General features: G+C 71.2%; 24 protein-coding genes. 13 read left to right on the top strand and 11 right to left on the bottom strand.

Annotation, left to right across the window (positions count from 1 at the left end):
• Window positions 1–28 precede the first annotated feature (28 nt).
• Together AB0G28_RS16035 and AB0G28_RS16030 are read left to right on the top strand one after the other, a co-directional pair.
• Entirely contained in the window at window positions 29–535 is a 507-nt protein-coding gene (locus AB0G28_RS16035) for a DinB family protein (RefSeq protein ID WP_361088843.1), read from the top strand.
• Window positions 535–1,464, top strand: a complete 930-nt coding sequence (locus AB0G28_RS16030; RefSeq protein ID WP_361088841.1) for a squalene cyclase — start codon at window positions 535–537, stop codon at window positions 1,462–1,464. Before AB0G28_RS16035 ends, AB0G28_RS16030 begins: the two co-directional genes overlap by 1 nt.
• A gap of 39 nt (window positions 1,465–1,503) precedes the next feature.
• Here the strand turns inward: AB0G28_RS16030 and AB0G28_RS16025 are convergent, their stop codons facing one another.
• Window positions 1,504–2,688 carry a DUF1015 family protein gene (locus AB0G28_RS16025; RefSeq protein ID WP_361088839.1) on the bottom strand — a complete coding sequence of 395 codons (1,185 nt, stop codon included), beginning with the start codon at window positions 2,686–2,688 and terminating at the stop codon, window positions 1,504–1,506.
• Between the two features lie 85 nt (window positions 2,689–2,773).
• Here AB0G28_RS16025 and AB0G28_RS16020 point away from each other — a divergent pair, with 85 nt between their 5' ends.
• On the top strand, window positions 2,774–4,306 hold the full coding sequence (locus AB0G28_RS16020; protein WP_361088837.1) for an MDR family MFS transporter: 1,533 nt from the start codon (window positions 2,774–2,776) through the stop codon (window positions 4,304–4,306).
• Here AB0G28_RS16020 and AB0G28_RS16015 read toward each other — a convergent pair.
• Genes AB0G28_RS16015 through AB0G28_RS16005 form a run of 3 tightly spaced genes read right to left on the bottom strand, consistent with a single transcriptional unit; the run spans window position 4,303 to window position 6,870 of the window.
• The gene (locus AB0G28_RS16015) at window positions 4,303–5,481 is read right to left on the bottom strand and encodes a DUF6236 family protein (RefSeq protein WP_361088835.1); all 1,179 of its coding nucleotides are present in this window, start codon (window positions 5,479–5,481) and stop codon (window positions 4,303–4,305) included. The two genes, AB0G28_RS16020 and AB0G28_RS16015, sit on opposite strands and share 4 nt — an antisense overlap.
• A gap of 16 nt (window positions 5,482–5,497) precedes the next feature.
• Entirely contained in the window at window positions 5,498–6,379 is an 882-nt protein-coding gene (locus AB0G28_RS16010; RefSeq protein ID WP_361088833.1) for a TIGR03854 family LLM class F420-dependent oxidoreductase, read from the bottom strand.
• Window positions 6,380–6,432: 53 nt separating this feature from the next.
• On the bottom strand, window positions 6,433–6,870 hold the full coding sequence (locus AB0G28_RS16005) for a MarR family transcriptional regulator (RefSeq protein ID WP_361088831.1): 438 nt from the start codon (window positions 6,868–6,870) through the stop codon (window positions 6,433–6,435).
• Between the two features lie 86 nt (window positions 6,871–6,956).
• Here AB0G28_RS16005 and AB0G28_RS16000 point away from each other — a divergent pair, with 86 nt between their 5' ends.
• Genes AB0G28_RS16000 through AB0G28_RS15990 form a run of 3 tightly spaced genes read left to right on the top strand, consistent with a single transcriptional unit; the run spans window position 6,957 to window position 8,841 of the window.
• On the top strand, window positions 6,957–7,334 hold the full coding sequence (locus AB0G28_RS16000; protein WP_361088892.1) for a DUF5313 domain-containing protein: 378 nt from the start codon (window positions 6,957–6,959) through the stop codon (window positions 7,332–7,334).
• A gap of 16 nt (window positions 7,335–7,350) precedes the next feature.
• Window positions 7,351–8,289 (top strand): RluA family pseudouridine synthase, encoded by a 939-nt coding sequence (locus AB0G28_RS15995; RefSeq protein ID WP_361088829.1) that lies wholly within the window; start codon window positions 7,351–7,353, stop codon window positions 8,287–8,289.
• Between the two features lie 39 nt (window positions 8,290–8,328).
• Window positions 8,329–8,841 (top strand): DinB family protein, encoded by a 513-nt coding sequence (locus tag AB0G28_RS15990; protein WP_361088827.1) that lies wholly within the window; start codon window positions 8,329–8,331, stop codon window positions 8,839–8,841.
• Window positions 8,842–9,029: 188 nt separating this feature from the next.
• Here the strand turns inward: AB0G28_RS15990 and AB0G28_RS15985 are convergent, their stop codons facing one another.
• A complete protein-coding gene (locus tag AB0G28_RS15985; protein WP_361088890.1) occupies window positions 9,030–9,608 on the bottom strand; it encodes a hypothetical protein in 579 nt (192 codons plus the stop codon).
• A 209-nt stretch (window positions 9,609–9,817) separates the two neighbouring features.
• Between AB0G28_RS15985 and AB0G28_RS15980 the strand changes: the two genes are divergently transcribed.
• From AB0G28_RS15980 to AB0G28_RS15970, 3 genes are all read left to right on the top strand, one after another.
• Window positions 9,818–10,393, top strand: coding sequence for a dihydrofolate reductase family protein (locus tag AB0G28_RS15980; protein WP_361088825.1), 576 nt, complete (start codon window positions 9,818–9,820; stop codon window positions 10,391–10,393).
• 75 nt (window positions 10,394–10,468) lie between these two features.
• The gene (locus tag AB0G28_RS15975) at window positions 10,469–11,095 is read left to right on the top strand and encodes an alpha-ketoglutarate-dependent dioxygenase AlkB (protein WP_361088823.1); all 627 of its coding nucleotides are present in this window, start codon (window positions 10,469–10,471) and stop codon (window positions 11,093–11,095) included.
• A 38-nt stretch (window positions 11,096–11,133) separates the two neighbouring features.
• Complete coding sequence (locus AB0G28_RS15970; RefSeq protein WP_361088821.1) at window positions 11,134–12,090, top strand: DUF1152 domain-containing protein; 957 nt, start codon at window positions 11,134–11,136, stop codon at window positions 12,088–12,090.
• A 6-nt stretch (window positions 12,091–12,096) separates the two neighbouring features.
• Here AB0G28_RS15970 and AB0G28_RS15965 read toward each other — a convergent pair whose 3' ends face one another.
• The 3 genes from AB0G28_RS15965 to AB0G28_RS15955 are packed head-to-tail and all read right to left on the bottom strand — an operon-like array spanning window position 12,097 to window position 15,747.
• Window positions 12,097–13,374, bottom strand: coding sequence for a cytochrome P450 (locus tag AB0G28_RS15965; protein WP_361088819.1), 1,278 nt, complete (start codon window positions 13,372–13,374; stop codon window positions 12,097–12,099).
• A gap of 53 nt (window positions 13,375–13,427) precedes the next feature.
• Window positions 13,428–14,075, bottom strand: a complete 648-nt coding sequence (locus tag AB0G28_RS15960) for a class I SAM-dependent methyltransferase (RefSeq protein ID WP_361088817.1) — start codon at window positions 14,073–14,075, stop codon at window positions 13,428–13,430.
• Between the two features lie 10 nt (window positions 14,076–14,085).
• Window positions 14,086–15,747, bottom strand: a complete 1,662-nt coding sequence (locus AB0G28_RS15955; protein WP_361088815.1) for a peptide-N4-asparagine amidase — start codon at window positions 15,745–15,747, stop codon at window positions 14,086–14,088.
• Window positions 15,748–15,880: 133 nt separating this feature from the next.
• Here AB0G28_RS15955 and AB0G28_RS15950 point away from each other — a divergent pair, with 133 nt between their 5' ends.
• The 4 genes from AB0G28_RS15950 (at window position 15,881) to AB0G28_RS15935 (ending at window position 19,403) form a co-directional block, all read left to right on the top strand.
• Window positions 15,881–16,876 carry a LacI family DNA-binding transcriptional regulator gene (locus AB0G28_RS15950; RefSeq protein WP_361088813.1) on the top strand — a complete coding sequence of 332 codons (996 nt, stop codon included), beginning with the start codon at window positions 15,881–15,883 and terminating at the stop codon, window positions 16,874–16,876.
• A gap of 198 nt (window positions 16,877–17,074) precedes the next feature.
• On the top strand, window positions 17,075–17,704 hold the full coding sequence (locus tag AB0G28_RS15945; RefSeq protein WP_361088811.1) for a hypothetical protein: 630 nt from the start codon (window positions 17,075–17,077) through the stop codon (window positions 17,702–17,704).
• Window positions 17,689–18,135 carry a hypothetical protein gene (locus tag AB0G28_RS15940; RefSeq protein ID WP_361088809.1) on the top strand — a complete coding sequence of 149 codons (447 nt, stop codon included), beginning with the start codon at window positions 17,689–17,691 and terminating at the stop codon, window positions 18,133–18,135. Before AB0G28_RS15945 ends, AB0G28_RS15940 begins: the two co-directional genes overlap by 16 nt.
• Window positions 18,136–18,194: 59 nt before the next feature.
• On the top strand, window positions 18,195–19,403 hold the full coding sequence (locus AB0G28_RS15935) for an MFS transporter (RefSeq protein WP_361088806.1): 1,209 nt from the start codon (window positions 18,195–18,197) through the stop codon (window positions 19,401–19,403).
• Window positions 19,404–19,450: 47 nt separating this feature from the next.
• Here the strand turns inward: AB0G28_RS15935 and AB0G28_RS15930 are convergent, their stop codons facing one another.
• From AB0G28_RS15930 to AB0G28_RS15920, 3 genes are read right to left on the bottom strand one after another with little or no spacing between them, the layout of a single operon-like run.
• Window positions 19,451–20,341 (bottom strand): ROK family protein, encoded by an 891-nt coding sequence (locus AB0G28_RS15930; protein ID WP_361088804.1) that lies wholly within the window; start codon window positions 20,339–20,341, stop codon window positions 19,451–19,453.
• Window positions 20,338–23,169: a beta-mannosidase gene (locus AB0G28_RS15925; protein ID WP_361088802.1), complete on the bottom strand. Its 2,832-nt coding sequence runs from the start codon at window positions 23,167–23,169 to the stop codon at window positions 20,338–20,340. The genes AB0G28_RS15930 and AB0G28_RS15925 overlap by 4 nt, the downstream gene beginning before the upstream one ends.
• Entirely contained in the window at window positions 23,166–24,590 is a 1,425-nt protein-coding gene (locus AB0G28_RS15920; protein ID WP_361088800.1) for an APC family permease, read from the bottom strand. Before AB0G28_RS15920 ends, AB0G28_RS15925 begins: the two co-directional genes overlap by 4 nt.
• Window positions 24,591–24,969 lie beyond the last annotated feature (379 nt).

Genomic DNA, 24,969 nt, shown 5'->3' with positions numbered 1-24,969 from the left:
CATTTCTGGGCGTGATAGACACTGTCCGGTGACCACTGAACGTCCCGAACCACCGCTGACCGGGGGCGAGCGCGAAATGCTGCGCACGTTCCTCGACTTCCACCGCGCCACCCTCGCCATGAAGTGCGACGGGCTGTCCGACGAGGACCTCCGCCGGGCGTCGAGCCCGCCGTCCACGCTCACCCTGCTGGGCCTGGTCCGGCACATGGCCGAGGTCGAGCGCACCTGGTTCCGGCGGGTGATCAACGGCGAAGACGTCCCGCTGGTGTGGTCGGCCGAGGGCGACTACCAGGCCGCCTACGACGCGAGCTCGTCGACGCGCTCGGAAGCCTTCGACGCGTGGCAGGCCGAGGTCGAGCAGTCCCGCAAGATCGAAGAAGCGGCCGAGTCCCTCGACGTCACCGGCCACCAGCCGCGCTGGGGCGAGGACGTCTCGCTGCGGCTGGTGATGCTGCACATGATCCACGAGTACGCCCGGCACAACGGCCACGCCGACTTCCTGCGCGAGGCCATCGACGGCGTCACGGGGGCCTGATGGACCCGCTCGCCTGGTTGCGCGACTCCGACCCGGCCCTGCGCTGGCAGGTGGAGCGCGACCTGGCGGGCGAGCCGCCCGAGGTCTGGCAGGCGACGCGGGCCCGGATCGCCTCCGAAGGGTTCGGCGCGCGGCTGCTCGCGCACCAGGACCCCGACGGCCAGTGGGCCGGCGGCGCCTTCTTCCCGGCCGGCTTCCGCGGGGACGAGCCGCAGCCCTGGACGGCGACGACGTGGTCCCTGAACGCCCTGCGCGAGTGGGGGCTCGACGCCGCGGCGCTGCAGGGCACGGCCGAGTCGCTCGCCCGGAACTGCCGCTGGGAGTACGACGACCTGCCCTACTGGGACGGCGAAGTCGACTGCTGCATCAACGCCTGGACGCTGGCCAACGGGGTGTGGCTCGGCGCGGACGTCACCGGCATCGCCGAGTGGTTCGTCGCGCACCAGCTGCCCGACGGCGGCTGGAACTGCGCGTGGGTCGACGGCTCGACGCGCTCGTCCGTCCACTCGACACTCAACTCGCTCAAGGGCCTGCTCGCGTACGAGCAGGCGACAGGCGGGACTTCGGCTTCACGTGCGGCTCGCCGAGCAGGCGAGGAATACCTGCTGGAACGCCGGCTGTTCCGCCGCCTTTCCACCGGCGAGCCGATCGCGCCGTGGGTGCGCGAGTTCGGCTACCCGTTCCGCTGGCGCTACGACGTGCTCAACGCGGCTGCGTACTTCCGCGACGCCGGCCGGCCGGACGAGCGGATGGCCGAGGCGATCGCCCTGATCCGCGAAGCCCGGCAGCCGGACGGGACGTGGCTGCAACAGCGGACGGACTCCGGCCGGGTCTGGTTCGAAGTGGACGTCCCGGCCGGGGAGCCGTCGAAGTGGCTGACGCTGTTCGCCACCCGCGTCCTGACCTGGTGGGACGCGCGCGTGTCCTGAACGACTCGTTCAGGACGTCAGGCGACAGGAACGAGTCGTTCAGGACGTCGCCGCCCGCCCGCGCTCAAGCTCCGCCAGCAGGAGGCCGCTGCGCGGCTTCGGCGTGAAGTAGGTCGCCTTCCGCGGCATCCGGCGCCCCGCCGCGTGCACCGCGAGGACGTCGGAATACCGCACCGGCGCCAGCAGCACGACGGCGTCCGCGTCCGGCGGCAGCGGCCGCCCGGCCGGGAGCGGCTGGACGCAGGGCCCGTCGGGGTCCACGCCGAGCGCGTCGGCGAAGAGGACCCGCTCGACGATCTCGTGGTCGATCGCCGGCCACGGCCCGTCCGGCTCCGGCAGCGGCACCCGCAGCAGGGCCGGGCCGGCGCGCACGACGACCTCGCCGGTCACCGGCACGGCGTGCTCGTCGTACCGGACGTCGAGCCCGGCCGCGCACCAGCGGGAGACCAGGTCTTCCGGACCGAGGCCGGTGCCGGTCAGCACCCGGTGGATCGCGCCGATCCGCAGCTGCGGCCCGGCGGTGACCAGGGCCAGCAGCGCGCCGTGGCCGGCCGCCGCGGCCGCGGCCACCCGGTGGTTGCCGTCGGCGACCAGCAGGTCCGCGCCGGCGACCGCAGCCAGCAGCCGCCTCTGCAGCGGCCCGGCGGGCACCACCCACAGGTCGTGCCGGCGGCCCGCCGCGTCCGAAGTGGACAGATCGGGCAGGCCGAGGGCGGCGCAGGCCTGCTCCAGCCGCTCGGTCAGCGGCTCGCCGCCGGCCGCCGGGACGAGCATCGCCGCGCTGGTCGCGCAGCCGAGCCCGGCGAGCACAGCGGCCCGTTCGGTCACGACGCCGGGGTAGACGTCCTCGGTGTGGCGGACCCGCGCGGCACCGTCGTCGGTCACCGCCGCCGGGTCGACCAGGCAGAGCAGGCCCAGCGCCACACCGTCGGGCCCTTCGATCCGGTAGGGCGCGACGACCTCGCGCACCGGCCGGTAGAACCGCTTGCGGAGCCGTTCGAGCACGGCGCGGGCGACCGGGACGGCGGCGGCCAGGTCGAGCCCGCGGGCCAGGGCCGCCGGCGTGCGGGCGGGGTGCTGCACCGCCAGGAGGCTGTCGGCGGCTCCGGGCGCGGCGAGCGCGGCGATCACCCGGTCGGGCTCGGCGAACTCGTCGACGTCGGGGCCGGGGACCGCGTCGCGGACCACCCAGCCCCGCCCGATCGGCCGGATCCAGTCGTTCATCCTGACCATCTTGCGCGACCGGCGACCGGGACGGAATTCACCGGCACCCGGAATGCTTAGGGCGGCGAAGGAGTTGACTCCGGTCATGACCGTCCCGAGCACGCCACCCATGCCGGCCCCCACCGCGACCAGAGGGGTCGGCTTCCGGTCCGACCGCGGCCCGGTCCTGATCGCGGTCATGCTCAGCACCGGGCTGGTGGCGCTGGACAGCACGATCATCGCCACCGCCGTCCCGTCGGTGGTGCGCGACCTCGGCGGGTTTTCGCAGTTCCCGTGGCTGTTCTCGATCTACCTGCTCACCCAGGCGGTCACCGTGCCGCTCTACGGCAAGTTCGCCGACGTGCTCGGCCGCCGCCCGGTGATGTTCTTCGGGATCGCGGCGTTCCTGGCCGGCTCGGTGCTGTGCGGCGCCGCGTGGAGCATGCCGGTGCTGATCGCCGCCCGCGCGGTCCAGGGCATCGGGGCCGGGGCGATCCAGCCGATGTCGATGACGGTGATCGGCGACCTCTACACGGTGGAGGAACGCGCCCGGGTGCAGGGTTACGTGGCCGGCGTCTGGGCCGCGGCCTCCGTGGTCGGCCCGACGCTCGGCGGGGTGTTCTCGGAGTACCTGGACTGGCGGTGGATCTTCTTCGTCAACCTGCCGCTCGGCGCGATCGCCGCGCTGATGCTGTTCCGCAACTTCGCCGAGCGGGTGGAGCGCAAGCCGCACAAGGTCGACTACCTGGGCGCGGCACTGCTCACCCTCGGCTGCTCGCTGGTGATCCTGGGGCTGCTCGAAGGCGGCGTCGCGTGGGGCTGGGGTTCGCTGCCGAGCGTGGCGATCTTCGTCGCGGGCGCGGCGCTGCTGGTGTCGTTCGTGCTGGTGGAGAAGCGCGCGGCCGAGCCGGTGCTGCCGCTGTGGGTGTTCACCCGCCGGGTGCTGGTGGGCGGCAACCTGGTGGCGGTGGTCGTGGGCGCGATCCTGATGGGCCTGACGTCGTACCTGCCGACGTACGCCCAGGGCGTGCTGGGTGCGGGTGCGCTGGTGGCCGGGTTCGCGGTGGCCGCGCTGACGGTCGGCTGGCCGGTCTCGGCGTCCCTGTCGGGCAAGATCTACCTGCGCATCGGCTTCCGCGACACCGCGTTGATCGGCAGCGTGTTCATCATCGCGGGCGGTGTCCTGGTGGCACTGCTCGGCGCCGGTTCGTCGATCTGGACGGCGGCGTTCGCGGCGTTCGTCCTGGGGCTGGGCCTGGGCCTGGTGGCGAGCCCGACCCTGGTGGCGATCCAGTCGGTGGTGGGCTGGGACCGCCGCGGCGTGGTGACGGCGACGAACCTCTTCAGCCGGTCGCTGGGCAGCGCGGTCGGCGCGGCGGTCTTCGGCGCGATCGCCAACGCGACGCTGGCGTCGAGGTTCGCTTCGCCGCCGGCGGAGGTGGCCGGGCACTTGCCGCCGTCGGTGGACGCGACGAGCCTGGTGCTGGGCGGGCACACGGACTCGCCGGTCGCGACGTTCGTCCGGGGCGCTTTGGCGGATGCCACGCACTACGTCTTCCTGGGGCTGCTGGCGGTCGCGGTGCTGTCGGTGGGTGCGCTGCTGCTGATGCCGAGGAAGACCGAGCAGCTGGAGTTCTAGGCGCGCCCGTAGGTCCCGGCGAACACCTTCCGCACGCGTTTGGCGAGTGTCTTCGGTTCGAGCCGGTCGCGGACGTCGAGCAGGTACCCGACCGGCGAGGCGGCTTTCGCCTTCGCCCGCAGGCCGTGCACCTGCCACCAGGCGTTGCCGACGGCCGCCACCGCGCCGACGGCGTTCCCGACGGCCGAACCGGCGCCGAGCACGGCGTTGAGCGCCAGCGGCGGCGCGACGCTGCTCGTCATCACCAGGGACCGGGTCGGATCGAGCTTGAGGAGCTTCATCCCCTTCTCGAGCTGCCGCAACGGCACCTCGACCGTCTGCCGGACGTGCTCGGCGAACAACTCCAGCCTGCGGTCCGCCACCGGCACCGACGCCAGCTCGACGAGTTCCTTCCGGTGCGCGGCCACGTGACGGCGGAAGGCGAGCAGTTCCTCGGCGAGGTCCTCGCGGCAGCGGAGGATGGTGTCGACCGGGACGTCCTCGAGGTGTTCCGGCCGGACGTACTGGAAGGCGAGCATGACGTAGGCCTCGACCGCGGCGGCCTCCCTGGCCGCGGCGCTGTCCGAGCCGAGCAGGAGGCGCACCGCGCACTGCACGTCGTCGTTCGGCGTGGCCGCCCGCAGGTCGTGCTGGTCGGTGAGGGGCTCCCAGTAGGTGGAGCCGCTCACCTGCGTCGCGAGCGCGGTCATGTACGCGCCGGCCAGTGCCGGGTGAAGCCCGATCCACTCTTGAGGACGGCCGCAATGCCGGTCCAGCTCGCCATCCCGTCCCACCCTCGCCAGGCCGCGGCCGGCGAGATAGTCCACCGCTCCCGGCGGGAACTTGGTGCAGTGGATCCAGCCGAGCGCGGAGGATTCCCCGGCCGGCAGGCAGTCCCGGAAGGTGTGACCGTCCCAGTCGAGTTCGGCTCGCTCGAGGCTGAAGCCCGATTCGAGCGCGTCGGCGTTGCGGCGCATGGTCACCAGCAGATCGTCGAACGCCGCGGGCACGAGCGCCCCCGGTTCGTGGTCGCGGAGGAAGCCGGCTCCGGCCAGGGCCCTCGCGGTGGGGCTGTCCCGTTTGACGTAGCCGTCCGGCACCAGGCGGCTCACGGACGGCCAGTAGAGGGCGACGGCCTTGAGCCAGTTCTCGTCGCGGACGTGGACATACGGAAAGTACAGACCAGGCCGTTCCACGGCGTCCTCCCCGGCGTCAGTTCTGCATGGGTACCAGCTCCGCCTGGAACTTCTCAAGGAAGTCCTCGAAGTCCCCGTGCCCGGGCCGGATGACGAACTTCGACAGCCCGGCTTCGATGTGCTGCTCCACCAGCCGCCGGGCCTCCGCCCAGCTCGTCGCCACCAGGTCTTCGACCGGCACTCCGGGACGTCGCCGGGCCGCCGCCGCGGCCAGTTCGTCCGGGACGCCGCGGTCCGCCACCGCCAGGCTGAGCCCGAAGTGGTCCTCTTCGATCTCGCGGCCCGCTTCCGCCGCGGCTCGCTGGATGGCGATGCGGGCGTCACGCGCCTGGGACGGCGTGTGGAAGCTGCCCAGCCAGCCGTCCGCGAGACGGCCCGCGCGGCGCAGGGCCGCCGGGGCCGTTCCGCCCAGCCAGACGTCCAGGCGCTTCGCGGGACGCGGCCCCAGCGAAACGCCGGAAACCCGGAAGAACTCGCCGTCGAAAGAGACGTCGTCCTCCTCCAGCAGCCGTCGCAGCAGGGCCAGCGACTCGTCGAAGACCGCCGCGCGACGACCCGGCGGGACCGGGAACAGGGCGTTTTCGGCCGTGCGGGCCGGGCGGAGACCGAACACCGGCAGCACCCGCTTCGGCGCGAGGCCGGCCAGCGTGCGCAGCTGCTTGGCCACCAGGACCGGGTGCCGGCCGGGGAGGATCGCGACGCCGGTGCCGACCTTCAGCGCCCGCGTGCGCGCCAGCGCGTGCGCCATGCCGATCATCGGGTCGACTTCCGGCGAGTAGACCAGCTCCGACAGCCACAGCGAGTCGACGCCCGCCCGCTCCAGCCGCTCCGCCAGCCCGGCGAACTCCGCCGGCCCGGTCCCCGGCGCCGGTGCGACGCCCAGCCTGATCTTCAGCACGGTTCCTCCCGGGACGCTCTCCGGAGGGAACGCGCCCGGCGGCCAGGAATTCCTCAGGCGGTCGCGTCGATGACCCGGGTGAGCACGGAATGGAGCGCTTCCAGCTCGGCGACGTCCATGCCGAGCGTCTCGACCACCTTGTACGGGATCTTCTCCGCCTCCGCCCGCAGCGCCCGGCCGGACTCGGTCAGCTCGACCGTCAGCCGCCGTTCGTCCGACCGGCTCCGGGCGCGCGTGACGTACCCGAGCGCCTCCAGCCGCTTGAGCAGCGGCGAGAGCGTCGCCGGTTCGTGGCGCAGTGTCACGCCGAGGTCCTTCACCGACCGGGGCGAACGCTCCCACAGCGCGAGCATCACCAGGTACTGCGGATGCGTCAGGCCGTACGGCTCGAGCAGCGGCCGGTAGATCGCGATCACGCTGCGCGAAGCCACCGACAGCGCGAAACACACCTGCCGGTCCAGCTTCAGGGGGTCTTCACCCAGGTCGATCATGCCGCCGATCCTACTGTGTCGTCGATCGCGCTAATGATTAGTACACTAAGCATTAGTGTACTCTCGAAGTCATGGAACGACCCGAAGTGCTCCGCTGGCTCGGCTACGCCGTGGGTGTCCGGCTTCCCCAGCGCTACAACGACTGGGCCCTGCACGATGCGACGTCGAAGCATTGGCGCGCCCGGTTCGTGCTCCAGCGGTCGATCGGCATCGTGCCGCTGTGCGCCGCGTGGCTGCTGGTGCCCGGCTCGATCTGGCTGCGGCTCTCACTGGTCGTCATGGCCGCGCTGGTCGCGTACTTCTACTCCTGCGCGTACATGGAGGAGAGCGTCGAGCACCGCCTCGGCCGGCAGGGCTTCCCGCACAACACCGGACGCCGCCTCCGCGCCGAGGCCGCCGAAGCGAAGAACGCCGAGGCGACCGCCCGCTACCTCGCGCGCTACCGGACGCCGTCGGAGGGTTAGCTAGAGTCGGGGCACGATGAGACGCAAGCTCCGGCCACCGATCCCGCCCCGCCACGGGCTGGAGCCCGCCCGCCTCAAGCTGCCCGCCGACGGCGAGTGGCCGACACTGCTGGCACACCTCGTCGACCGGCTGCCCCGCGTGGCGCCGGACCGCATCGAGCAGATGCTGCGCGAGGAACGCATCCACGGCGCCGACGGCCCGCTCGGCGTCGACACGCCGTATGCGCCCGGCTCGTTCATCTGGTTCCACCGCGACCTGCCGGACGAGGTGCCGGTGCCCTTCCCGATCGAGGTCGTGCACCGCGACGAGCACCTGCTGGTCGTCGACAAGCCGCACTTCCTGGCCACCATCCCGCGCGGGCAGCACATCCTCGAGACGGCACTCGTGCGGCTGCGACGCGACCTGGACCTGCCGCACCTGTCCCCCGCGCACCGCCTCGACCGCGTCACCGCGGGACTGGTGATGTTCGTGATCACACCGGAGCTGCGCGGGAAGTACCAGACGCTGTTCCGCGACCGCAAGGTGCACAAGGAGTACGAGGCGGTCGCCCCGTACGACCCGGCGCTCGCGCTCCCGCGGACCGTCCGCAGCCGGATCGTCAAGGACCGTGGGGTGCTGGCCGCGCGCGAGGTGCCGGGCGAACCGAACGCCGAAACCTACGTCGACCTGCTGGACCACCGCGACGGGCTGGGACGCTACCGGCTCGTGCCGTCGACCGGCCGGACGCACCAGCTGCGCGTGCACCTGAGCGGCCTCGGCATCCCGATCCTCGGCGACGACTTCTACCCGGTGCTGCGCGAGAAGCCCCTCGGCGACTTCACGAAACCGTTGCAGCTGCTGGCGAAGGTCCTCGACTTCGACGACCCGCTGACCGGGGCGCACCGCCGGTTCACGAGCGGGCTGAAGCTGTCCGCCTGGGACGACCCGCAAGCCTGGGCGGCGCCCCCGGCGTGATGGCTGGCCTTCTCAGCGCGAGCGGCGGACACTGTGGCGGTGGACAAGGCGGCGGTTCACGCGGAGATGGAGCAGGCGCGCGAGAGCTTCCACGAGCTGCTCGGCCGGGCAAGCGAAAGCGACCTGCGGCGCCCCAGCGCGGGCACCCGGTGGAACAACCGCCAGCTGCTGTTCCACATGATGCTCGGCTACCTGATCATCCGCGCGTTGTCGTGGCTGGTGCGGGTGTTCGGCCGCTTGCCCGACGGGGTGAGCCGCGGGTACGCCCGGTTGCTGAACGCCGGTACGGTGCCGTTCGACGCGGTCAACTTCGCCGGCTCCTGGCTCGGCGGCACCCTGCTGCCGAGACGCTGGATGCTGGCGCTGTTCGATCGGACGATCGCGGCCCTGCACCGTCGCCTCGACCGCGAGACCGACGACGAACTGGCCCGCGGCATGCACTACCCGACCCGGTGGGACCCGTTCTTCCGGGACTACATGACCCTGGCCGACGTGTACCGGTTCCCGACCCGGCACTTCGCCTTCCATCGCGACCAGCTGACCCTCGGCTGAACGCGGGACCGCGTCAGGAACAGCAGCCTTCGGGTGGCCTCATCGGTCTATGCCCTGGGAAACCGTGCTCGACCTCGCCTCGGGTGGCCCTGCTCTCCGTCCGCCGCGCGGCCCACACGGCCGGATGCCTCGGCGGTGCGGTCACCGCCGAGGCGTACCGGCCACCCGGCCGGCCCGTAGTCGCATTGCTACTTGTGCCAGAACCTGATCCCGCTCCACTCCACCGTGATCGGCCCCTTGCCGCTCGCCGTGCGGTAGCTGCCGAACTTGTCGTAGTAGCTGCCGGACGGGCTCGAGACCGAGTCCTTCTGCGAGCCGTTGATGTACACCTTGTGCGTACTGCCCACCTGGTTGATCGTGTTGACCCGGACGCTCGTGCCCACGGTCGCGCCGGTGGCGATCGTCTCCCCGCCGTGGACGGCGTAGAGGCGGCCGCCCTTCTCCACCGCCAGCAGGAAGAACGGCCCGGCGCTGGAGCCGTCCCGGAACGTCTGCTTCAGGCTGATCCGGGAACCACCCATGCTGGTGATCTTGAAGGAACCCTCGAACTGGTGGGTGCCACCGGTGTAGGTGGTGTAGCGGCGTTCCGCGCGCTGGTCACCGCTGCCGGTGGAGCAGGTGAGCTTGAACGTGAGCCCGGAGATGTCGCCGCACCCGCGCTCCTGCTCCGAGTAGCCCGGCGAGTCCGCGATCCAGGGACCGGTTCCGACCTGGGCGTCCGCCGCCGGGGTGAAGACCGCGAGCCCGGTCACGACCGCCGCGAGCACGCCCGCGCCGTGAAGTCTGCGCACCGTCAACCTCCTGTGTCACTCGAGGCGGCGGTAGCGGGACAACAGGTCCAGACCTTTGTCCGGCGTGAGAGTGACTGTACGAGCCCGGGCCGTCACGGACAAGAGTTCTTCGGCGATCTGTCGAATCCGGCGGCTCCCGTTCGACAGACTCATGAAGACCGATCACGATCACCGAGGAGCACCGCATGCGCACCCTGATCTCCACCTCGTTCGTCTCGCTCGACGGCGTCGTCGAAGCCCCCGGCGGCGAGCCGGGCTACCGGAACGCGGGCTGGACCTTCAAGGACGTCGAGTTCGACCCGGCCGCCTACGAGATCAAGGGCACCGAGCAGGAGGAAGCCACCGCGCTGATGATGGGCCGGGTCAGCTACGAGGCGTTCGCCCCGGTCTGGCCGGGCATGACCGTGGAGTTCGCCGGCTACAACGCGATGCCCAAGTACGTCGTGTCGACCACCCTCGGCGAGAAGGACCTGGTGGACAACTGGGGCGAGATCACCATCCTCCGCTCCCTGGACGACGTCGCCGCGCTCAAGGAGACCGAGGGCGGGCCGATCATCGTCAACGGCAGCGCCACGCTGAACCGCAACCTGGCCGACGCGGGCCTGATCGACCGCTACCACCTGCTCGTCTTCCCCGTCCTGCTCGGCGCGGGCAAGCGGCTGTTCAGCGACGCCGACAAGGACAAGCAGAACCTGAAGCTCGTCGACAGCGCGTCCTACGGCAACGGGATCCAGAAGCTCGTCTACGACGTCGTGCACTGACCGGCGCCGGGTCCGGCCGGTTTTCGCGATGTTTCACGTAGAACATTTGTTCGAACATCGTGTACGGTCGGACCCATGACGACCCCGGCCCTGCAGGCATCGCTGTTCGGCGAGTCCGGCCCCGTCACGGTGCACGCGCTGGCGCCGCGCCGGACCGACCTCGGCTCCGGCGCGTGGATCGACGTGCAGCCCGGCTGGCTCGACGGCGCCGACGAGGTGTTCACCGAACTCGTCACCGGCGTCCCGTGGCAGGCGGAGCGGCGCCGGATGTACGACCGGCTGGTCGACGTCCCGCGGCTGCTGTGCTTCTACCGCGAAGCGGAACCGCTCCCCCATCCCGCGCTCGCCGAGGCGCGCGACGCGCTGAGCGCGCACTACGCCGAAGAGCTCGGTGAGCCGTTCCGCACCGCGGGCCTGTGCTACTACCGCGACGGCCGCGACAGCGTCGCGTGGCACGGCGACACGATCGGCCGCGGCAGCACCGAGGACACGATGGTCGCGATCCTCTCGGTCGGCACGGCCCGCCAGCTGGCGCTGCGCCCGCGTGGCGGCGGCGAGGCGCACCGCTACGCGCTCGGCCACGGCGACCTCATCGTGATGGGCGGCTCGTGCCAGCGCACGTGGGAACACGCCGTCCCCAAGACGAACCGGGCGGCCGGCCCGCGGATCAGCATCCAGTTCCGGCCCCGCGGCGTCCGTTGAGAACTGTCCACAATGGAGGATCCGGGTACGATGGCGGGGTGCACACCCTCGCCGAACCGCCGCTGTTCACCCGCCTGCGGCCCGCGCGCCGCGTGCTCGTCGCCGGCGCGGGTGGCGGGTTCGACGTCTACGCCGGGATCCCGCTGGCGGCGGCCCTGCGCGCGCAGGGCAAGGAAGTGCACCTGGCGAACCTGGCGTTCAGCGACCTGAACCGGCTCGACCTCGACGACTGGGCCGCCCCCGGCGTCGCCCGGGTGCGGCCTGGGAGCGCGGGCGACGACGCGTACTTCCCGGAGCGCACCCTCGCCCGGTGGCTGGAGAGCCGGGGATGGCCGCCGGCCGTGTACGCCTTCCCGCGCACCGGCGTCCGGCCGCTGCGCGAGGCGTACGAGAACCTCGTCGCGGACCTCGCCGCCGACGCCGTCGTGCTCGTCGACGGCGGCACCGACATCCTGCTGCGCGGGGACGAGTCCGGGCTCGGCACGCCCGAAGAGGACATGGCCGGCCTCGCCGCGGTGGCCACGCTGGCGGGGGTGGACCGCTTGGTCGTCAGCCTCGGCTTCGGCATCGATGCCTTCCACGGCGTCTGCCACGCCCACGTGCTGGAGAACCTCGCCGCCCTCGACCGGGCGGGCGGCTACCTGGGTGCGCTGTCGATCCCGTCGGCGTCGGCGGAGGCGGCGGCCTACCTCGACGCCGTCGCGCACGCGCAGCAGGCAACACCGGACCGGCCCAGCATCGTGCAGGGGCAGATCGCCGCCGCGCTGCGGGGCGAGTTCGGGGACGTGCACGGCTCCGCGCGCACCGCGGGCAGCGAACTGTTCGTGAACCCGCTGATGGGCGTCTACTTCGCCGCGGACCTGGCCATCCTGGCCGGCGGGGTCGGCTACCTCGGCGAGCTCGCCGAGACGGAATCCGCGATGGACGTCGCCCTGGTCATCGAGGCGCACCGGGACCGCGTCGGGCGCCGGCCGTGGCGGCCCATCCCGCACTGACCCCGGTCAGTCGACCAGGACCGGCAGCGCGTCGAGGCCGTACACGATGGACACCTTGCGGAAGGAGAGCTCGTCCTCCGGCACCGCGAGCCGCAGGTTCGGGAAGCGGCGGACGAGCGCCGGATAAGCCGTGCGCAGCTCCATCCGGGCCAGCTCGGCGCCGATGCAGCGGTGGATGCCGTAGCTGAACGCCAGGTGCGACGTCGGCTCGCGGGTCGCGTCGAACTTCTCCATGTCCGAACCGAGTTTCGGGTCGCGGTCCGCGGCCGACAGGGAGACCAGCACGATGTCGCCCTCGGCGATGCGAACGCCGCCGATCTCCATGTCCTCCTTGGCGAACCGCGGGAACGCCATCTGCACCACGGTCAGGTAGCGCAGCAGCTCCTCGACGAAGCGGTGCACCGACTCGTCGTCGCCGCGGACGGCTTCGACCGCCTTCTCGTCGCGCAGCAGCACCAGCGCGCCGAGCGCGAGCATGCTCGCCGTGGTCTCCAGGCCGCCGGTGAGCACGCCGTCGGCCAGGCCGGCCAGCTCGCGGTCGTCGATCTCGTCGCCGTGTTCCTTGATCAGCATGCCGAGCAGGCCGTCGCCGGGCTGTTCGCGCTGCTTCTTGACGATGTCGAGCAGGTAGGTCAGCGACTCCGACATCGCGCCCAGCGAGGCGCCCGCGCCGCCGAAGAGGTCGAAGCGCGCGGTGCTGAGGCGCTGGAACTCCTCGCGGTCCTCATAGGACACGCCGAGCAGCTCGCAGATGGTCAGCGACGGGATCGGCAGGGCGAACGCCTGCCAGAGGTCGACCGGGCCGTCGGCCGCGGCCATCGCGTCGAGCTGCTCGGCGACGATCTCGTCGATGCGCGGCGCCAGCCGGTTGAGCCGGCGCATGGTGAACTCCGGGGTGAGCAGCTTCCGCAGCCGCGTGTGCACCGGCGGGTCCGCGAAGCCGAGGCCACCCGGGTTCTGGTCGGCGGTCACGCCGGCGTTGCCGACGAGGTTGGTGAAGTCGCTCGAGAACTCCGTCACCTTGCCGAGCACGGCCTTCGCCTCGTCGTACCCGGTGACCAGCCACGCGTTCATCCCGAACGGCAGGTCGAGCTTGCCGATGGGCTCGGCGGCCCGGCGCGCGCCGATCTCCGCGACCGGGTCGAGGCCGTCCCGCTTCAGCGGGAGCAGCGCCGAGTCGGGCAGGAACGACGACATCTTTTCGAGGTCGAAGCCCTTCTTGGTCTGCCGGGCGAGGTACCGCCTGCCAACCCAGCCCAGGACCCGTGAGCGGAGACTCCCCATGGCCCCGACAGTACCGTACTAGCCCGATCGGGTGACGGGTGGCGAGACGGGGTTCACGCCGGTTTGCGGGCCAGCAGGTAGGCCTGCGGCGTTTTCTCGGGCAGCGACGGCATGGGCTCGCGGACCAGCCGGGCTTCGATCACCAGGCCGGCGGCGACGCACAGCTCGGCGACGAAGTCCGGCTGCAGCCGGTAGGCGTCCAAGGCGACGTCGCGGCCGTAGCCGTTGGTGATGCGGCGGTGCTCGTCGCCGACCTGGAACGCCGTCAGCAGCCGCCCGCCCGGCGCGAGCACCCGCGCCAGTTCCGCCACCACCGGCGCCAGCCGCTCCGGCGGCGTGTGGATCAGCGAGTACCAGGCCAGCGCGCCCGCCAAGCAGCCGTCCGCGAGGTCGAGGGCGGCCAGCGAACCGACCTCGAAGCGCAGCCCGGGATGCGCCCGGCGGGCCGCGTCGACCATGCCGGGCGAGAGGTCGACGCCGAACACGTCCAGCCCCAGCGAGGCCAGGTACCCCGTCAGCCGGCCCGGGCCGCAGCCGAGATCACCGACCGGGCCGGTCCCCCCGACCAGTTCGGCGAACGTGCCCAGCATCGCCCGGTCCCACGGGCTGGCGTCCAGCAGGTCCCGCAGCTCCTCGGCATACGAGTCGGCGACGGTGTCGTAGGCGGTCCGGGTCTCGGTCACGAAGGCAGGTTCGGTCACGCGCCGGACCTTATCGATGGCCACCGACAATTTCGTTCGCGGTGATCAGCCCGTGCTCGCTGGCAGCGTAGTGGAAGTAGGGCCGGCCGAGGTCGTCCGTGCCGGTGTAGAGCGTCTTCGACCGGCCGTCGGCTTCGGTGTTGACGCCGTTGGTGCGGGCCAGGACGCCGGACGAGCTGAGCCACTCCCGCGACGCGCGCGTGGGCCGCCAGTTCCGGCCGTCGCCGGTGAAGTCGCCGAGGATCTTGGTCATCTCGGCCGAGCCGGAGATCCGCAGGTTCTGGTCGTCGGTGATGTTCGCGGTGGCGTCCGTGGTCAGCGGGTAGGACCAGGTGTGCCGGTCCGCCGACCGCACCCGGCCGTCCACAGTGGACACCGACGTCTGCTGCCCGGCGTCCGCCTGCACGACGTGCTGGGTGAAGCCGCCGCCGGTGACGTCGTCGCTGTTGCGGTAGTCGCGAGTGCGCTCGACGCGCGTGAAGACGCGGCCGGCTGAAGTGTCGACGTAGCCCGCGGTGACGTCGTGGCGTTTCGCGGTGACCGTCACGTTCACGCCGCCGTCGATGTCCTTCGTGGCCGTCCGGCGCTCGGGCGCGGCGGCGACGTCGTCCTGGGTCAGCGCCCCGGACGTCCGCGCGGCGTTTTTGTCGGTGTAGAGCAGTAGGGTCGGGACGACGGTGAATTCGCCGCCGATGTCCGGGAAGGAGAAGGAGATGTCGTGAGTCCCGCCGTCGACGAGACGGCCCGCGAACGGCGTCACGTCGTAGGTTTCGGCGTGCAGGCTGAAGGTGTCGATCGCCACGATCGGCCGCCACAGCTGCGGCACGATCCCGCCGGAGTAGATGTGCGGGAACGTGAACGCGCTGCCGGCCGGAGCCCCGTCGATCGCGAAGTTCGCTTCGCGGTAGGGCCCCTTCCCGCAGAGCCCGGCGGCCGGGTACTTCGCGGCCACATCGTCGGGGACGTCGTCGAACCACTGTTCGTCGCAGGCATGCCCTTCGAGCGTGACCTCGAGGTAGGCGCGGGTGATGTTGCGCGGCAGGTCCTTCGCGGTGAAGTGCACGGTGGGTGCCGCGGGGGTCGCGTCGGCGTGCCCGAAGCCGGCGACGTGGTCCGGGCCGGCGGCCGCGGGGTGCTTCCGGTCGGCCTGGTAGTAGGTGAGCGTCACGGTCTGGGCGTAGACGCCGGTGTAGACGGAGGAGGTGTAGTTCTCGATGCCGCCGTGGAAGGGCTGCGGCGCGCGCAGCAACGCGGCGTACGGCGTGAGGTCCTTGTCGAAGTGGTACGTGATCGGGCGGTGCCCCTCGCCGCTGGGCTCCTCGGTGGTCCCCCACCAGACTTCGGTGCCGCCGATCCGCAGGTCGCCGATCCGGTCGTACTGGCGGCCGCCGACGGTCACCGTCTGGTCCATGACGACCTTCGCCCACGGGCCGGGGCAGGCCTTCGGCGGCGTGAGCGTGCCTTCGTAGTACTGCGGGCTGCCGTCGGCGGCGTTGGAGCGGAAGGCGTCGGCGAGCGTGACGGTGCAGTGCGGGGTGTCCGGCCGCGTCACCGCCGGCGCGGCGGTCACGGGATCGTCGGTGTCCCCTTCGAGCACGGGCGAGGCCGACGCGACCGCGCCGGAAAGCACCCACGTCAGCACCAGCGACAGCACGATCGTGAAGATCCGCACCCGGACTCCTCCCAGCGGCCAGTCTCACCCGGCTCGGAGCCTAGCGGGATGATCGTCCGACCAACGTCGGGAAAATGGGTCTGAAACGTTTCAGACCATGATAGGCTCGCGCCTTCTCGGGTGAGGGGGTGCGGTGGTCGGCATCAAGGACGTCGCCAAGCGGGCGGGCGTCTCGATCGGCACGGTGTCCAATGTGGTCAACCGGCCGCACGTGGTCGCGGCGGCCACCCGCACCCGGGTGCTGTCGGTGATCGAGGAGCTGGGCTACGTCCGCGACGAGTCGGCGCGGCAGCTGCGCGCGGGTCGCAGCCGCGTCCTGGGGTTGCTGGTGCTCGACCTCGGCAACCCGTTCTTCGTCGACGTCGCCCGCGGCGCCGAGCAGGCCGCGCACGCCGAGGGCCTCAACGTCATCACCGGCAACAGCGGCCAGCGGTCCGACCTGGAGGCGTCGTACCTGGCGATGTTCGCCGAGCAGCGGGTCCGCGGGGTGCTGCTGAGCCCCGTCACGACGTCCGGCGAAGCCCTGCGCGCGTTCCGGCGCAGCGGCACGCCGTACGTCTTCGTCGACCGCAAGGCACCGGCGTCGGAGGCGAGCTCGGTGTCGGTCGACGACGTCGCGGGCGGCGCCCTCGCGGCCCGGCACCTGCGGGAAACGGGCCACGACCGGATCGCGTTCGTCAACGGCCCCGCCGTCCTGGAACAGTGCCGCGACCGCGAGCAGGGCGTCCGCACGGCGCTCGCGGGATCGGCGGTGGAGCTGACGGTCCTGGAGGCGACGAACCTGGACGTCGCCTCGGGCCGCGACGCGGGCGCCCGCCTGCTGGGCACGAGCCCCCGCCCGACGGCGGTGTTCTGCGCGAACGACCTCCTGGCCCTGGGAGTGCTGCAGGCGATGGTCGGCGCCGGCGTCCGAGTCCCGGAGGAAATGGCGATCGTGGGCTACGACGACATCGAGTTCGCGGCCGCGGCGGCGGTCCCGCTGACGTCGGTCCGCCAGCCGGCCCGCCGCCTGGGCCGCACGGCCGCGGAACTCCTCCTGGCGGAAACGGCGGACACGACGGTGGAGCACCAGGCGGTGGTGTTCACCCCGGAACTCGTCGTCCGCGAATCGACCCGGGTGCGCCGCTGACGGCCGCGATGCGGCCGGAATCGGCGTCGAAACGATGATTCCGCCGAGGTGACGCGATCGGTCGCAGAGCAGGAAATGACACCATCTTGACAGTGGGCGCATGATTAATGCGTGCGCCGGGTACACCACGATGACCAGGGAATCCTCGCGAGACCACGCGCGCGCAAGATCTATTGGATCATATTGTCCCTGATCATCATGACGGCGCTGATCACCAGCATTCTGACGGATTTTTTCACGAACTCCCCGGCTCCCGTGATCCGCCAGCTGGCGCACGACAGCCGCTTCCTTGTTTTCGTCTCGTGCTTGAGTTACATAGCCGCATTGGTCGCCAACCACGGCACCAATGTCATCATTCCCCATTACACCCAGCTGCGCTCCGCCGTCTTCGCCTTGCGCGGGCGCTTGGAGGCGCTCTCGCCGCCCGAAGCCACGGAACACCTGCGGGACTGTCTTCTCGAGAAGGCCGACGAGCTTCTCCGACGCTTGGACACGAGGAAGCCCGACGTTCTCACGTCCCTCTCGCTGTGGATTCCATGGATGACCCTGACCGAGGTGCAGTACGGCTGGCAGGACCTGCACACGCTGGAGCGCCAGGCGATAACCCTGGAATCACCCGAAAGCCTCCCCTTGCTCAGCGAGGCGGTCGTCGTGAAATCGAAGGCACTCGCGTTGGACGTACCGGATGTCCTCGCCAACCCGGGCAACGAACACCCGGGGGACTCCGTCGTGAGATGTGCGATCACCGAAGCGCAGGCGAGATCGATCAACGACGTGAGCTCGCCATCGCCAACGATTTCGACCGGCAGCGGGTGGCGGTACTGCTGACCGCCATGGGTCTCGCGGGAATCGTGCTGACCGCCTGCGCCCTCGGGCACCCGTTGATCCTCCTGCTGGGCGCGATGGGCGGTTACCTGGCGCCCGTCGTGTCCGCGCTGACCGGCCGGGAGCGAGCCTCTTGGGGCCTCCTGGTCCTGAGTCCGGTCGCGGGTGCGCTGACGGCCGTCGGCGGGTTGCTTCTCGTGCGGGTCCTCTCCGACCCCCATCTCAATGTCCTGGGCAGCGTCTTCTACGACAGCGCCAACTTCTACACCGGATTCTCCAACACCGCCCAGGAGTCCCCCTTCACACTGGCGCTCGCCCTGCTGTTCGGCTTTTCCGGGAGGTTGTTCTCCCGTCTGGCGCTCTCGGCATCGAGCCAGCTCGACCCCTCGGCACACTCCGGCTCGGCCGAAAAGCGCGACTCCGGCGCGACCTGACCCGAGTGCCGGCGCTAATCCGTTTGGGATTCACCGGTTTCTTCGGCATGCTGGCGATCATGTCCAGCAGATGGGTGCGGCTGCAGGCCGTGGCGGTGTCCGGGTCGTCCGCCGAAGGTCTGATGCTCGCGGTGCTCCCGCTGCTCGCCGTGTCCGTCACCACCGATCCGCGCGAGATCTCGCTGCTCAACATCGCCGGGCAGGCGCCGTGGCTGTTGCTGTCGCTGTTCGCCGGGGTGCTCATCGACCGCGTGCGGCGGACCTCCGTGCTCGCCTGGGCCTACGCCGTGCAGGTCGGGGCGGCCCTGGTGCTCGCCGCCGCCGCTTCCGCTCACCTGCTCAGCCTGCCCGTGCTCGTGGCCGTCGCCTTCGTCGTCACCTCCGCGCAGGTGCTCGGGGACGGGGCCAGCGGCGCGCTCGTGCCCGAGCTCGTCGAACCGGACCGCCTGGCGCACGCCAACGCGCGGCTCACGGTGATCGACCGGGGTGTCGTCCAGTTCGTCGTGCCGCCGCTGACCGGGTTCCTGCTCGCCGTCGGGGCCGGGGTGCCCGCCTGGCTGGCCGCCGCCTGCGCGTTGGCCGCCCTGCTGCTCGCGCGGCGGATCCCGTCCGAGTCGAGGACCGTCGCCACGACGACCCATCCGCTGCGCGACCTGTCCGCCGGGTTGCGGCACCTGGTGAAGACGCCGCTGCTGCGGTCCATCACGATCAACGTCGCCCTCGGCTCGTTCGCCGCGAGTGCCGGCAACTCGATGTTCGTGCTCTACGCGACGCAGGTCCTGCACGTCGGCCTGGTCGGGTACGGCCTCCTGCTCGCCTGCCTCGCGGTCGGCTGGGTCGCGTCGTCGTTCGTCGTGCAGAAAGTGGTGGACCGGCTCGGCTATTCGTGGTCGATGCGGTTCGCGCAGAGCTTCGGCGTGGTGGCGCAGCTGCTGATCGCCGTCGTCCCGCCGTGGCCGCCGCTGGTGGCCGGCGTGCTGGTGTCCCTGACGGCGACCGTGCTGATCTGGAACGTCTGCTCGCAGTCCAGCCGCCAGCGCTTCACCCCGGCGCCGCTGCTGGGCCGGGTGCTCACCGGCCACCGCGCGCTGGCCTGGGGGCTGACCCCGCTGGGCGCGCTCACCGGCGGCCTGGTCGCGGCGCACTGGAGCCTGCGCGGCGTCTGGGTCATGGCCGCGGCGATCCAGGCGGTCAGCGCCGTGCTCGTCTGGTTCACCCTCTCCCCCGCCGCCTTCCGCCGCACCGAGCTGGCGGCGGCGCAGGCCTGAAGCCGGGTGGTGGGCCGGGTCGGGGCACCGGCACACCACCCGGACGCCTAACCGCCCAGGGCCAGCGCCACCGCGCCCAGCAGTGCCGCGTCCTGGTCGAAGCGCGCGGCCACCAGTTCCGGCGGGAACGGCACCGCGTGCGCGAGCCGGTCCGCCAGCGCGGGCAGGAGCACGTCCGCCGAGCGGACGAGCCCGCCGCCGACCGCGATGCGCTGCGGGTCCAGCGCGATCGCCAGGTTGGCCACGTGCATCGACAGCTCGTCGAGCGCCGCCGTCACCAGTTCCTTCGCCTCGACGTTCTCCTTGGCCAGGGCGAACAGTTCGGCGGCGGTGACCGGGCGGCCGAGCAGTTCACTCGCCCGGCCGCCCAGCCCACGCCCACCGACGGCTTCTTCCAGCGGCGCCGCTCCGCTCGAGAAACCCTCGGTGTCCTGCGGCGAGAGCAGGTTGTACCCGATCTCGCCGGCAGCTCCGTTGGCGCCGGTCAGCACCCGGCCGCCGATCAGCACGGCCGCCGCGATGCCGGTGCCCAGCGACAGGAACACCGCCGGGTCGGCCCCCGCCAGCGCGCCCCACCGCCATTCCGCCAGCGCCGCGGCCTTCGCGTCCGTGCCCACCGAGATCGGCACGGCCGGGAACTCCGCGGCCACCAGCTCCGCCAGGCGCAGCTGCTCCCAGCCCGGCACGTTCGGCGCCAGCAGGATCTCCTCCGGCAGCACGATTCCCGGGCTGACGACGCCGATGCAGGCCGGAACCGCGCCCTCGTCGGCCAGAAGGCTTCTGGCTCCGGCGAGCGCCCGCACCACCACCTGCTCGGCTCCCGCCTGCGCGTCGGTGTCCAGCCGGCGCGTGGCCAGCAGGGTGCCGTCGCGGTCGGCGAGCCCCAGCGCCACTTTCGTGCCGCCGAAGTCGATCCCGAGAATCCGTTCCCCTGTCACTCCGAGAACCCTCCAGTCCCCTCGTTCCCCGGCACCACGACCCGGCCGGTGTTGAACCCGTCGACGCTGATCACCGGCACCGCGCCGCGCAGGTCGGCGGCCTGGTAGGTGACGGTCAGCGTCTGCGACTGGCCCGGCCACAGCGTGATGTCGTTGTCGTCCCAGGTCGCGTTCACGAGCTGGTTGTCGCCCGGCGCCTCACGCCCGTCCGGTGTCCCGCGGCGCACGTCGGCCCGCAGGAAGAACGCCGCACCGGGGTTCTTCGCCGTGTTCGTGACGGTCACCGTCGTGACGAGGTCGCCGCCACGGCCCGCCTTCGTCGAGGCGACGGCGCTGACCTGTGACCTCGGCAGGTTCCGCAGGGCCTGCAGGTTGCTGTACTGCGAAAGCGTCGCCTGCGGGTTGCCCAGCGTCTTCGCCCAGTCGACGACGTCTTTCTGCGTGGACAGCCAGTAGACGTTCCGGTCGACGACCTTTCCGCCCTGCTTCAGCTGCAGCTCGACGAAGTAGACCTGCGCGGCCGCCGGCGCCTTCGTCTCGGCGGGCACCTTCGGCTTGAGGACGCCGGTCTTGACGGCCTGGCTGCCGAGGGAGATCCCGCCCGCGGTCTGGTCGTCGAGGACCTTGCCCGCGGTGTCGAGCACGCGGGCCTGCACCGAAAGCCCGGACTGGCCGGCCGCGCCGAGGTTGTCGACGGTCACCTTCCCGTCGTCGTAGCCGTAGAGCGCGTGCAGCGGCTTGTTGGCCTTCTTGGCACCGAAGTACGCGCCCGGCTGGTCGCCGTCGTCGTTGTAGAGCGACCACAGCAGCGTCGGCCAGCCCTTGTTGAGCTGCCAGTAGACGACGCCGGTTGACGGATTGTCCTTGTCCGTCGAGTGGTGCAGGAAGGCCTCGAACTGCGAGCGGGTGTTCTCGTAGTTGGCGATCTGCGCGAGGTCCACATAGGACTCGAGCGAGGTCCACTTCCCGTACCGCTGCAGGATCGACTGGTCCAGCGTGTACAGCGTGCCGAACGCGTAGCCGCCGTGGTCCGGCTCGAAGTTCGCGTGGTACTGGTTGTACGCCGGGTCCTGCCACAGCTTCGCCTGCTCGGTGGGCGAGAGGAACCGCCTGATCGAGTCGAGCGTCGGCACGGTGTGCCCGGCGCTCTGCTCGCTCGCGAAACCCCAGGCCCCGCCCGCGTTCGTGCGGCTGTCGTCCGAGGCGTCGAAGTGCGAGCTGTCGTACCAGTACGACGGCGGGACCCAGTCGTACGGCCCCTCCTTCTCGCCCGAGTTGCCCAGCGTCGGCGTGCTCTTGTACTCCGCCGACGCGATGATCGGGACCTGGAAGTCCTCCTGCCTGAACGCGGTGAGGACGGCGTTCTCCTGGTTCGGGAACGGCTCGTTGTCGCTCCAGCCGTAGTTGAACACGCTGGGGTGGCTGCGCTCGCGCTGCGCGATGCTCACCGACGAGTCGTGGATGATCCGCAGGTCCCGTTCGCCGAGCTGCTCGGCGGTGTCCGGCTGCCAGGCGTCACAGCACAGGAAACCGCCGATGACCAGCAGGCCGGCGCGGTCGGCCTGGTCGTAGAAGTCCTGCGGCATGTCGTGGCCTTCGAGCCGGACGCCGGAGAGGCCCAGGTTCTTGATCAGCGCGATCTGGTGCGCGGTGTCGGCCTTGTCGTAGCGCAGGAACAGGTCCGGCGCGAAGCCGCCGCCGCGGAACACGAAGTCCTTGCCGTTGATCGTGAACTGCCGCGCGCCCTCGGGCAGCGGCGCGGACTTGCCGACCAGGCGCGAGGTGACCGTGCGGATGCCGAAGGTGCTCTTCGACGACGTCGACAGCACGCCGTTCTGCGACACCGCGGTGCTCAGCGTGTACAGCGGCTGGGCGCCCATCGAGTACGGCCACCAGACCTGCGGCTTCGCGATCTTCACCGGCGCGAACGTCACCGTCTGCTTGGTGTTCGCCGGGATCGTCACGCGCCGGGTGACGACGATCGGCGCGCCCGAAGGGGGCGCGATCGTCGCGGCGACGTCCCCGGTCTGCGCGGTCGCCGCGTCGTTGGTGACGTCCACCTTGACGGTCAGCTTCGAGCTGGACAGGTCGGCGGCGTTGTCCTGCACGACGTGCGCGTTGTCGCCGGTCAGCGCGTCGGACACCTGCAGGGTCGGCGGGAACTGGATGCCGGTGTCGTTGTCCGGCGGGATCTGGCTCCAGTCGACCTGGTCGAGCGTGTACATCTTCAGCGGGTTGTTCGGGTAGACCTTGATCGCCAGGGTGTTCTTGCCCGGCTTCACCAGCTTCGAGACGTCGAAGGTGTGCCCGGCGAAGGCACCGCTGACGACGTCCTTCGTGGCGACGAGCGTGCCGTTCACCCAGACGTCGCCCTCTCCGACGATGCCGGGGATGGTCAGCTTCGCGTGCTGGCCCGGCTTGATGTCCGGGGTGAAGTCGGTGCGGTACCACCACGGGTCGGAGAACGGCTTGGTGACCACGGGGCCGAGCTTGTCGACGTACCCGAAGCACTTGCGCAGGTTGTCCGAGTAGAAGACGTCCGGGCACTTGCCGTTCTGCACCAGGGCGTTGATCTCGGTGCCGGGCGCGCCGGCGTCGTCGACCTCGACCGGCAGCCAGCCCTTGGTGACGTAGCCGGGCGTGGAGACCTTGTCGCCGCCGTCCTTGACGCTCGCCGTGGTCAGGACCTGCCAGCCCGGCAGGCCGATCGTGCTGAGCCCGTGCGGCCGGGCGGCCGCCTGCGCGTCCTGCGCGGCGGCGGGCCCGGCCACGCTGAGCACCCCGGGCACGAGGAGCAGCGCGGCGAGGACCGCGAGCTTCCGGCTCATGCCTGAGCTCCTTCCGGTTCGGTGGCGAAGGCTTCCTTGATCTCCTTGGGGCCGAACGGCCAGGTGTTCTCGGCCTTCGCGTAGACCAGGTACGCGATCGCGCCGACCGCGATCCAGCCCAGCGAGAGCCCGATCGAGAGCCAGGTCGCGGAGACGTAGATGTAGACCCAGCCGACCAAGGCGAGCAGCGTCGGCACCGGGTAGAGCCACTGCCGGTACGGGCGCCTGAGGTTCGGCTGCCGCCGCCGCAGCGTCCAGATCGCGACGACCTGGGCCAGCGACTGGATGATGACCAGGGTGGCGACGGCCGCGTTGATGACGTCGGTCAGCGTGAACAGCGAGCCGATGATCGTGATCGCGCCCATGGTGAGCACGCCCGCGGTCGGCAGGTGCAGCTTCGGGTGCAGCTTGCCGAACACCGGGAGGAACACCTTGTCGCGCGCGGCTTCGAAGGGCACGCGCGAGCCGCCGAGCAGGCCGGCGAACACCGAGCCGATCGCGGCGACCACGATCAGCACGGTGATCACCTTGGCCGCGCCGGTGCCCCAGGCCTGCTCGAGGACGGAGGAGGCCACCGAGGTGGCGGTCTTGAGCTGGTCCAGGGGGATCGAGCCGAGCACGCCGACCTGCAGCAGGAAGTAGAGGCTCATGATGCCGAGGATCGAGTAGATGATCGACCGCGGGATGGTCCGGCCGGGCGAGCTGACCTCGCCGCCGAGGTAGGCGGTCGTGTTGTAGCCGAGGTAGTCGTAGATCGCGATGATCAGGCCGGCACCGAGGCCGCCCCAGAACGTGCCCTCGCCGGCCGAGCTGAACGCGCCGGGCGTGAAGGCGAACGCCTGCGCGCCGCTGAAGTGCGAGAACGCCGCGACGATCGTGGCGAGCACGGCGACCAGCATGACCACGAACAGGCCGGTGGTCAGCTTGCCGATCTGGCCGATCTTCCGGAACAGGGCCAGCACGATGAGGAGCGTGATGCCGACGCCGATGAGCTTGCCCAGCGGCGTCGTGCCGGCGTCGTCGGTCACGCCGGGGATCAGGTAGCCGAGGTACTGGACGAGGCCGATGATGCCGGTCGACATGATCAGCGGGATGAACAGCACCGCGCTCCACACGAACAGGAACGGCATCAGCCGCCCGGTGCGGTACTGGAACGCTTCGCGCAGGTAGAGGTAGGTGCCGCCGGCGCCCGGCATGGCGGCGCCGAGTTCGGCCCAGATGAGCCCGTCGGCCAGCGCGACGATCGCCCCGATGATCCAGCCGAACATCGCCTGCGGGCCGCCCATGGTGGCGACCATGGCGGGGATCGTGACGAACGGGCCGATCCCGCACATCTGCGTCATGTTGATCGCGGTGGCCTGCAGCGGGCCGATCTTGCGCTCAAGGGCGGGCGGTTCCCCGGACCGAGTGGGTGAACTCACGGCGTGCCTCCGAGTAGTAGTTAGTAAAGTTTCTTAACATAGAACGGCCGGGGTCGAAAGGGTTCCGCCGGTAAAGTTGCGGCAACGCAGGGGGACTCGGCGGGACCAAACGGGCCGCGGGCCGGAACTCCGGCGAGAGGGCGAGCGCCGAACCGGTGCCGCTCGGCGAGCACCTTGGTGCGCACGGTGAGCGAATCCGTCGAACGCGCGGTGACACCGGCCTGCGCGGAGGTGGCGCCGACGGTGGCCGGCGCGGACTCGTCTCCGCGCCTATCGGGACTCCCCCGCCAACAGGAGGGGCTTCAGCGGCCACGACCACCGCACCGCGGCGAGAACCGGCCCCTCCCCCGGGTGCGGAACACAGCCGGGAGCGGCCTCG

This window comes from Amycolatopsis sp. NPDC021455, assembly GCF_040640995.1.
In the GTDB taxonomy this organism is placed as follows: domain Bacteria; phylum Actinomycetota; class Actinomycetes; order Mycobacteriales; family Pseudonocardiaceae; genus Amycolatopsis.
Note: the sequence above shows the minus strand (reverse complement) of the source record. Positions and strands in the feature narration are given on the sequence as shown.

Excerpts from the sequence above, each read along its gene's own strand:
- AB0G28_RS16030 (WP_361088841.1), top strand. The coding sequence starts at position 535 with ATGGACCCGCTCGCCTGGTTGCGCGACTCCGACCCGGCCCTGCGCTGG.
- AB0G28_RS16025 (WP_361088839.1), bottom strand. The coding sequence starts at position 2,688 with ATGAACGACTGGATCCGGCCGATCGGGCGGGGCTGGGTGGTCCGCGAC.
- AB0G28_RS15945 (WP_361088811.1), top strand. The coding sequence starts at position 17,075 with ATGACGGCGCTGATCACCAGCATTCTGACGGATTTTTTCACGAACTCC.
- AB0G28_RS15975 (WP_361088823.1), top strand. The coding sequence starts at position 10,469 with ATGACGACCCCGGCCCTGCAGGCATCGCTGTTCGGCGAGTCCGGCCCC.
- AB0G28_RS15935 (WP_361088806.1), top strand. The coding sequence starts at position 18,195 with ATGTCCAGCAGATGGGTGCGGCTGCAGGCCGTGGCGGTGTCCGGGTCG.
- AB0G28_RS16005 (WP_361088831.1), bottom strand. The coding sequence starts at position 6,870 with ATGATCGACCTGGGTGAAGACCCCCTGAAGCTGGACCGGCAGGTGTGT.
- AB0G28_RS15925 (WP_361088802.1), bottom strand. The coding sequence starts at position 23,169 with ATGAGCCGGAAGCTCGCGGTCCTCGCCGCGCTGCTCCTCGTGCCCGGG.
- AB0G28_RS15995 (WP_361088829.1), top strand. The coding sequence starts at position 7,351 with ATGAGACGCAAGCTCCGGCCACCGATCCCGCCCCGCCACGGGCTGGAG.
- AB0G28_RS16020 (WP_361088837.1), top strand. The coding sequence starts at position 2,774 with ATGACCGTCCCGAGCACGCCACCCATGCCGGCCCCCACCGCGACCAGA.
- AB0G28_RS15965 (WP_361088819.1), bottom strand. The coding sequence starts at position 13,374 with ATGGGGAGTCTCCGCTCACGGGTCCTGGGCTGGGTTGGCAGGCGGTAC.
- AB0G28_RS15980 (WP_361088825.1), top strand. The coding sequence starts at position 9,818 with ATGCGCACCCTGATCTCCACCTCGTTCGTCTCGCTCGACGGCGTCGTC.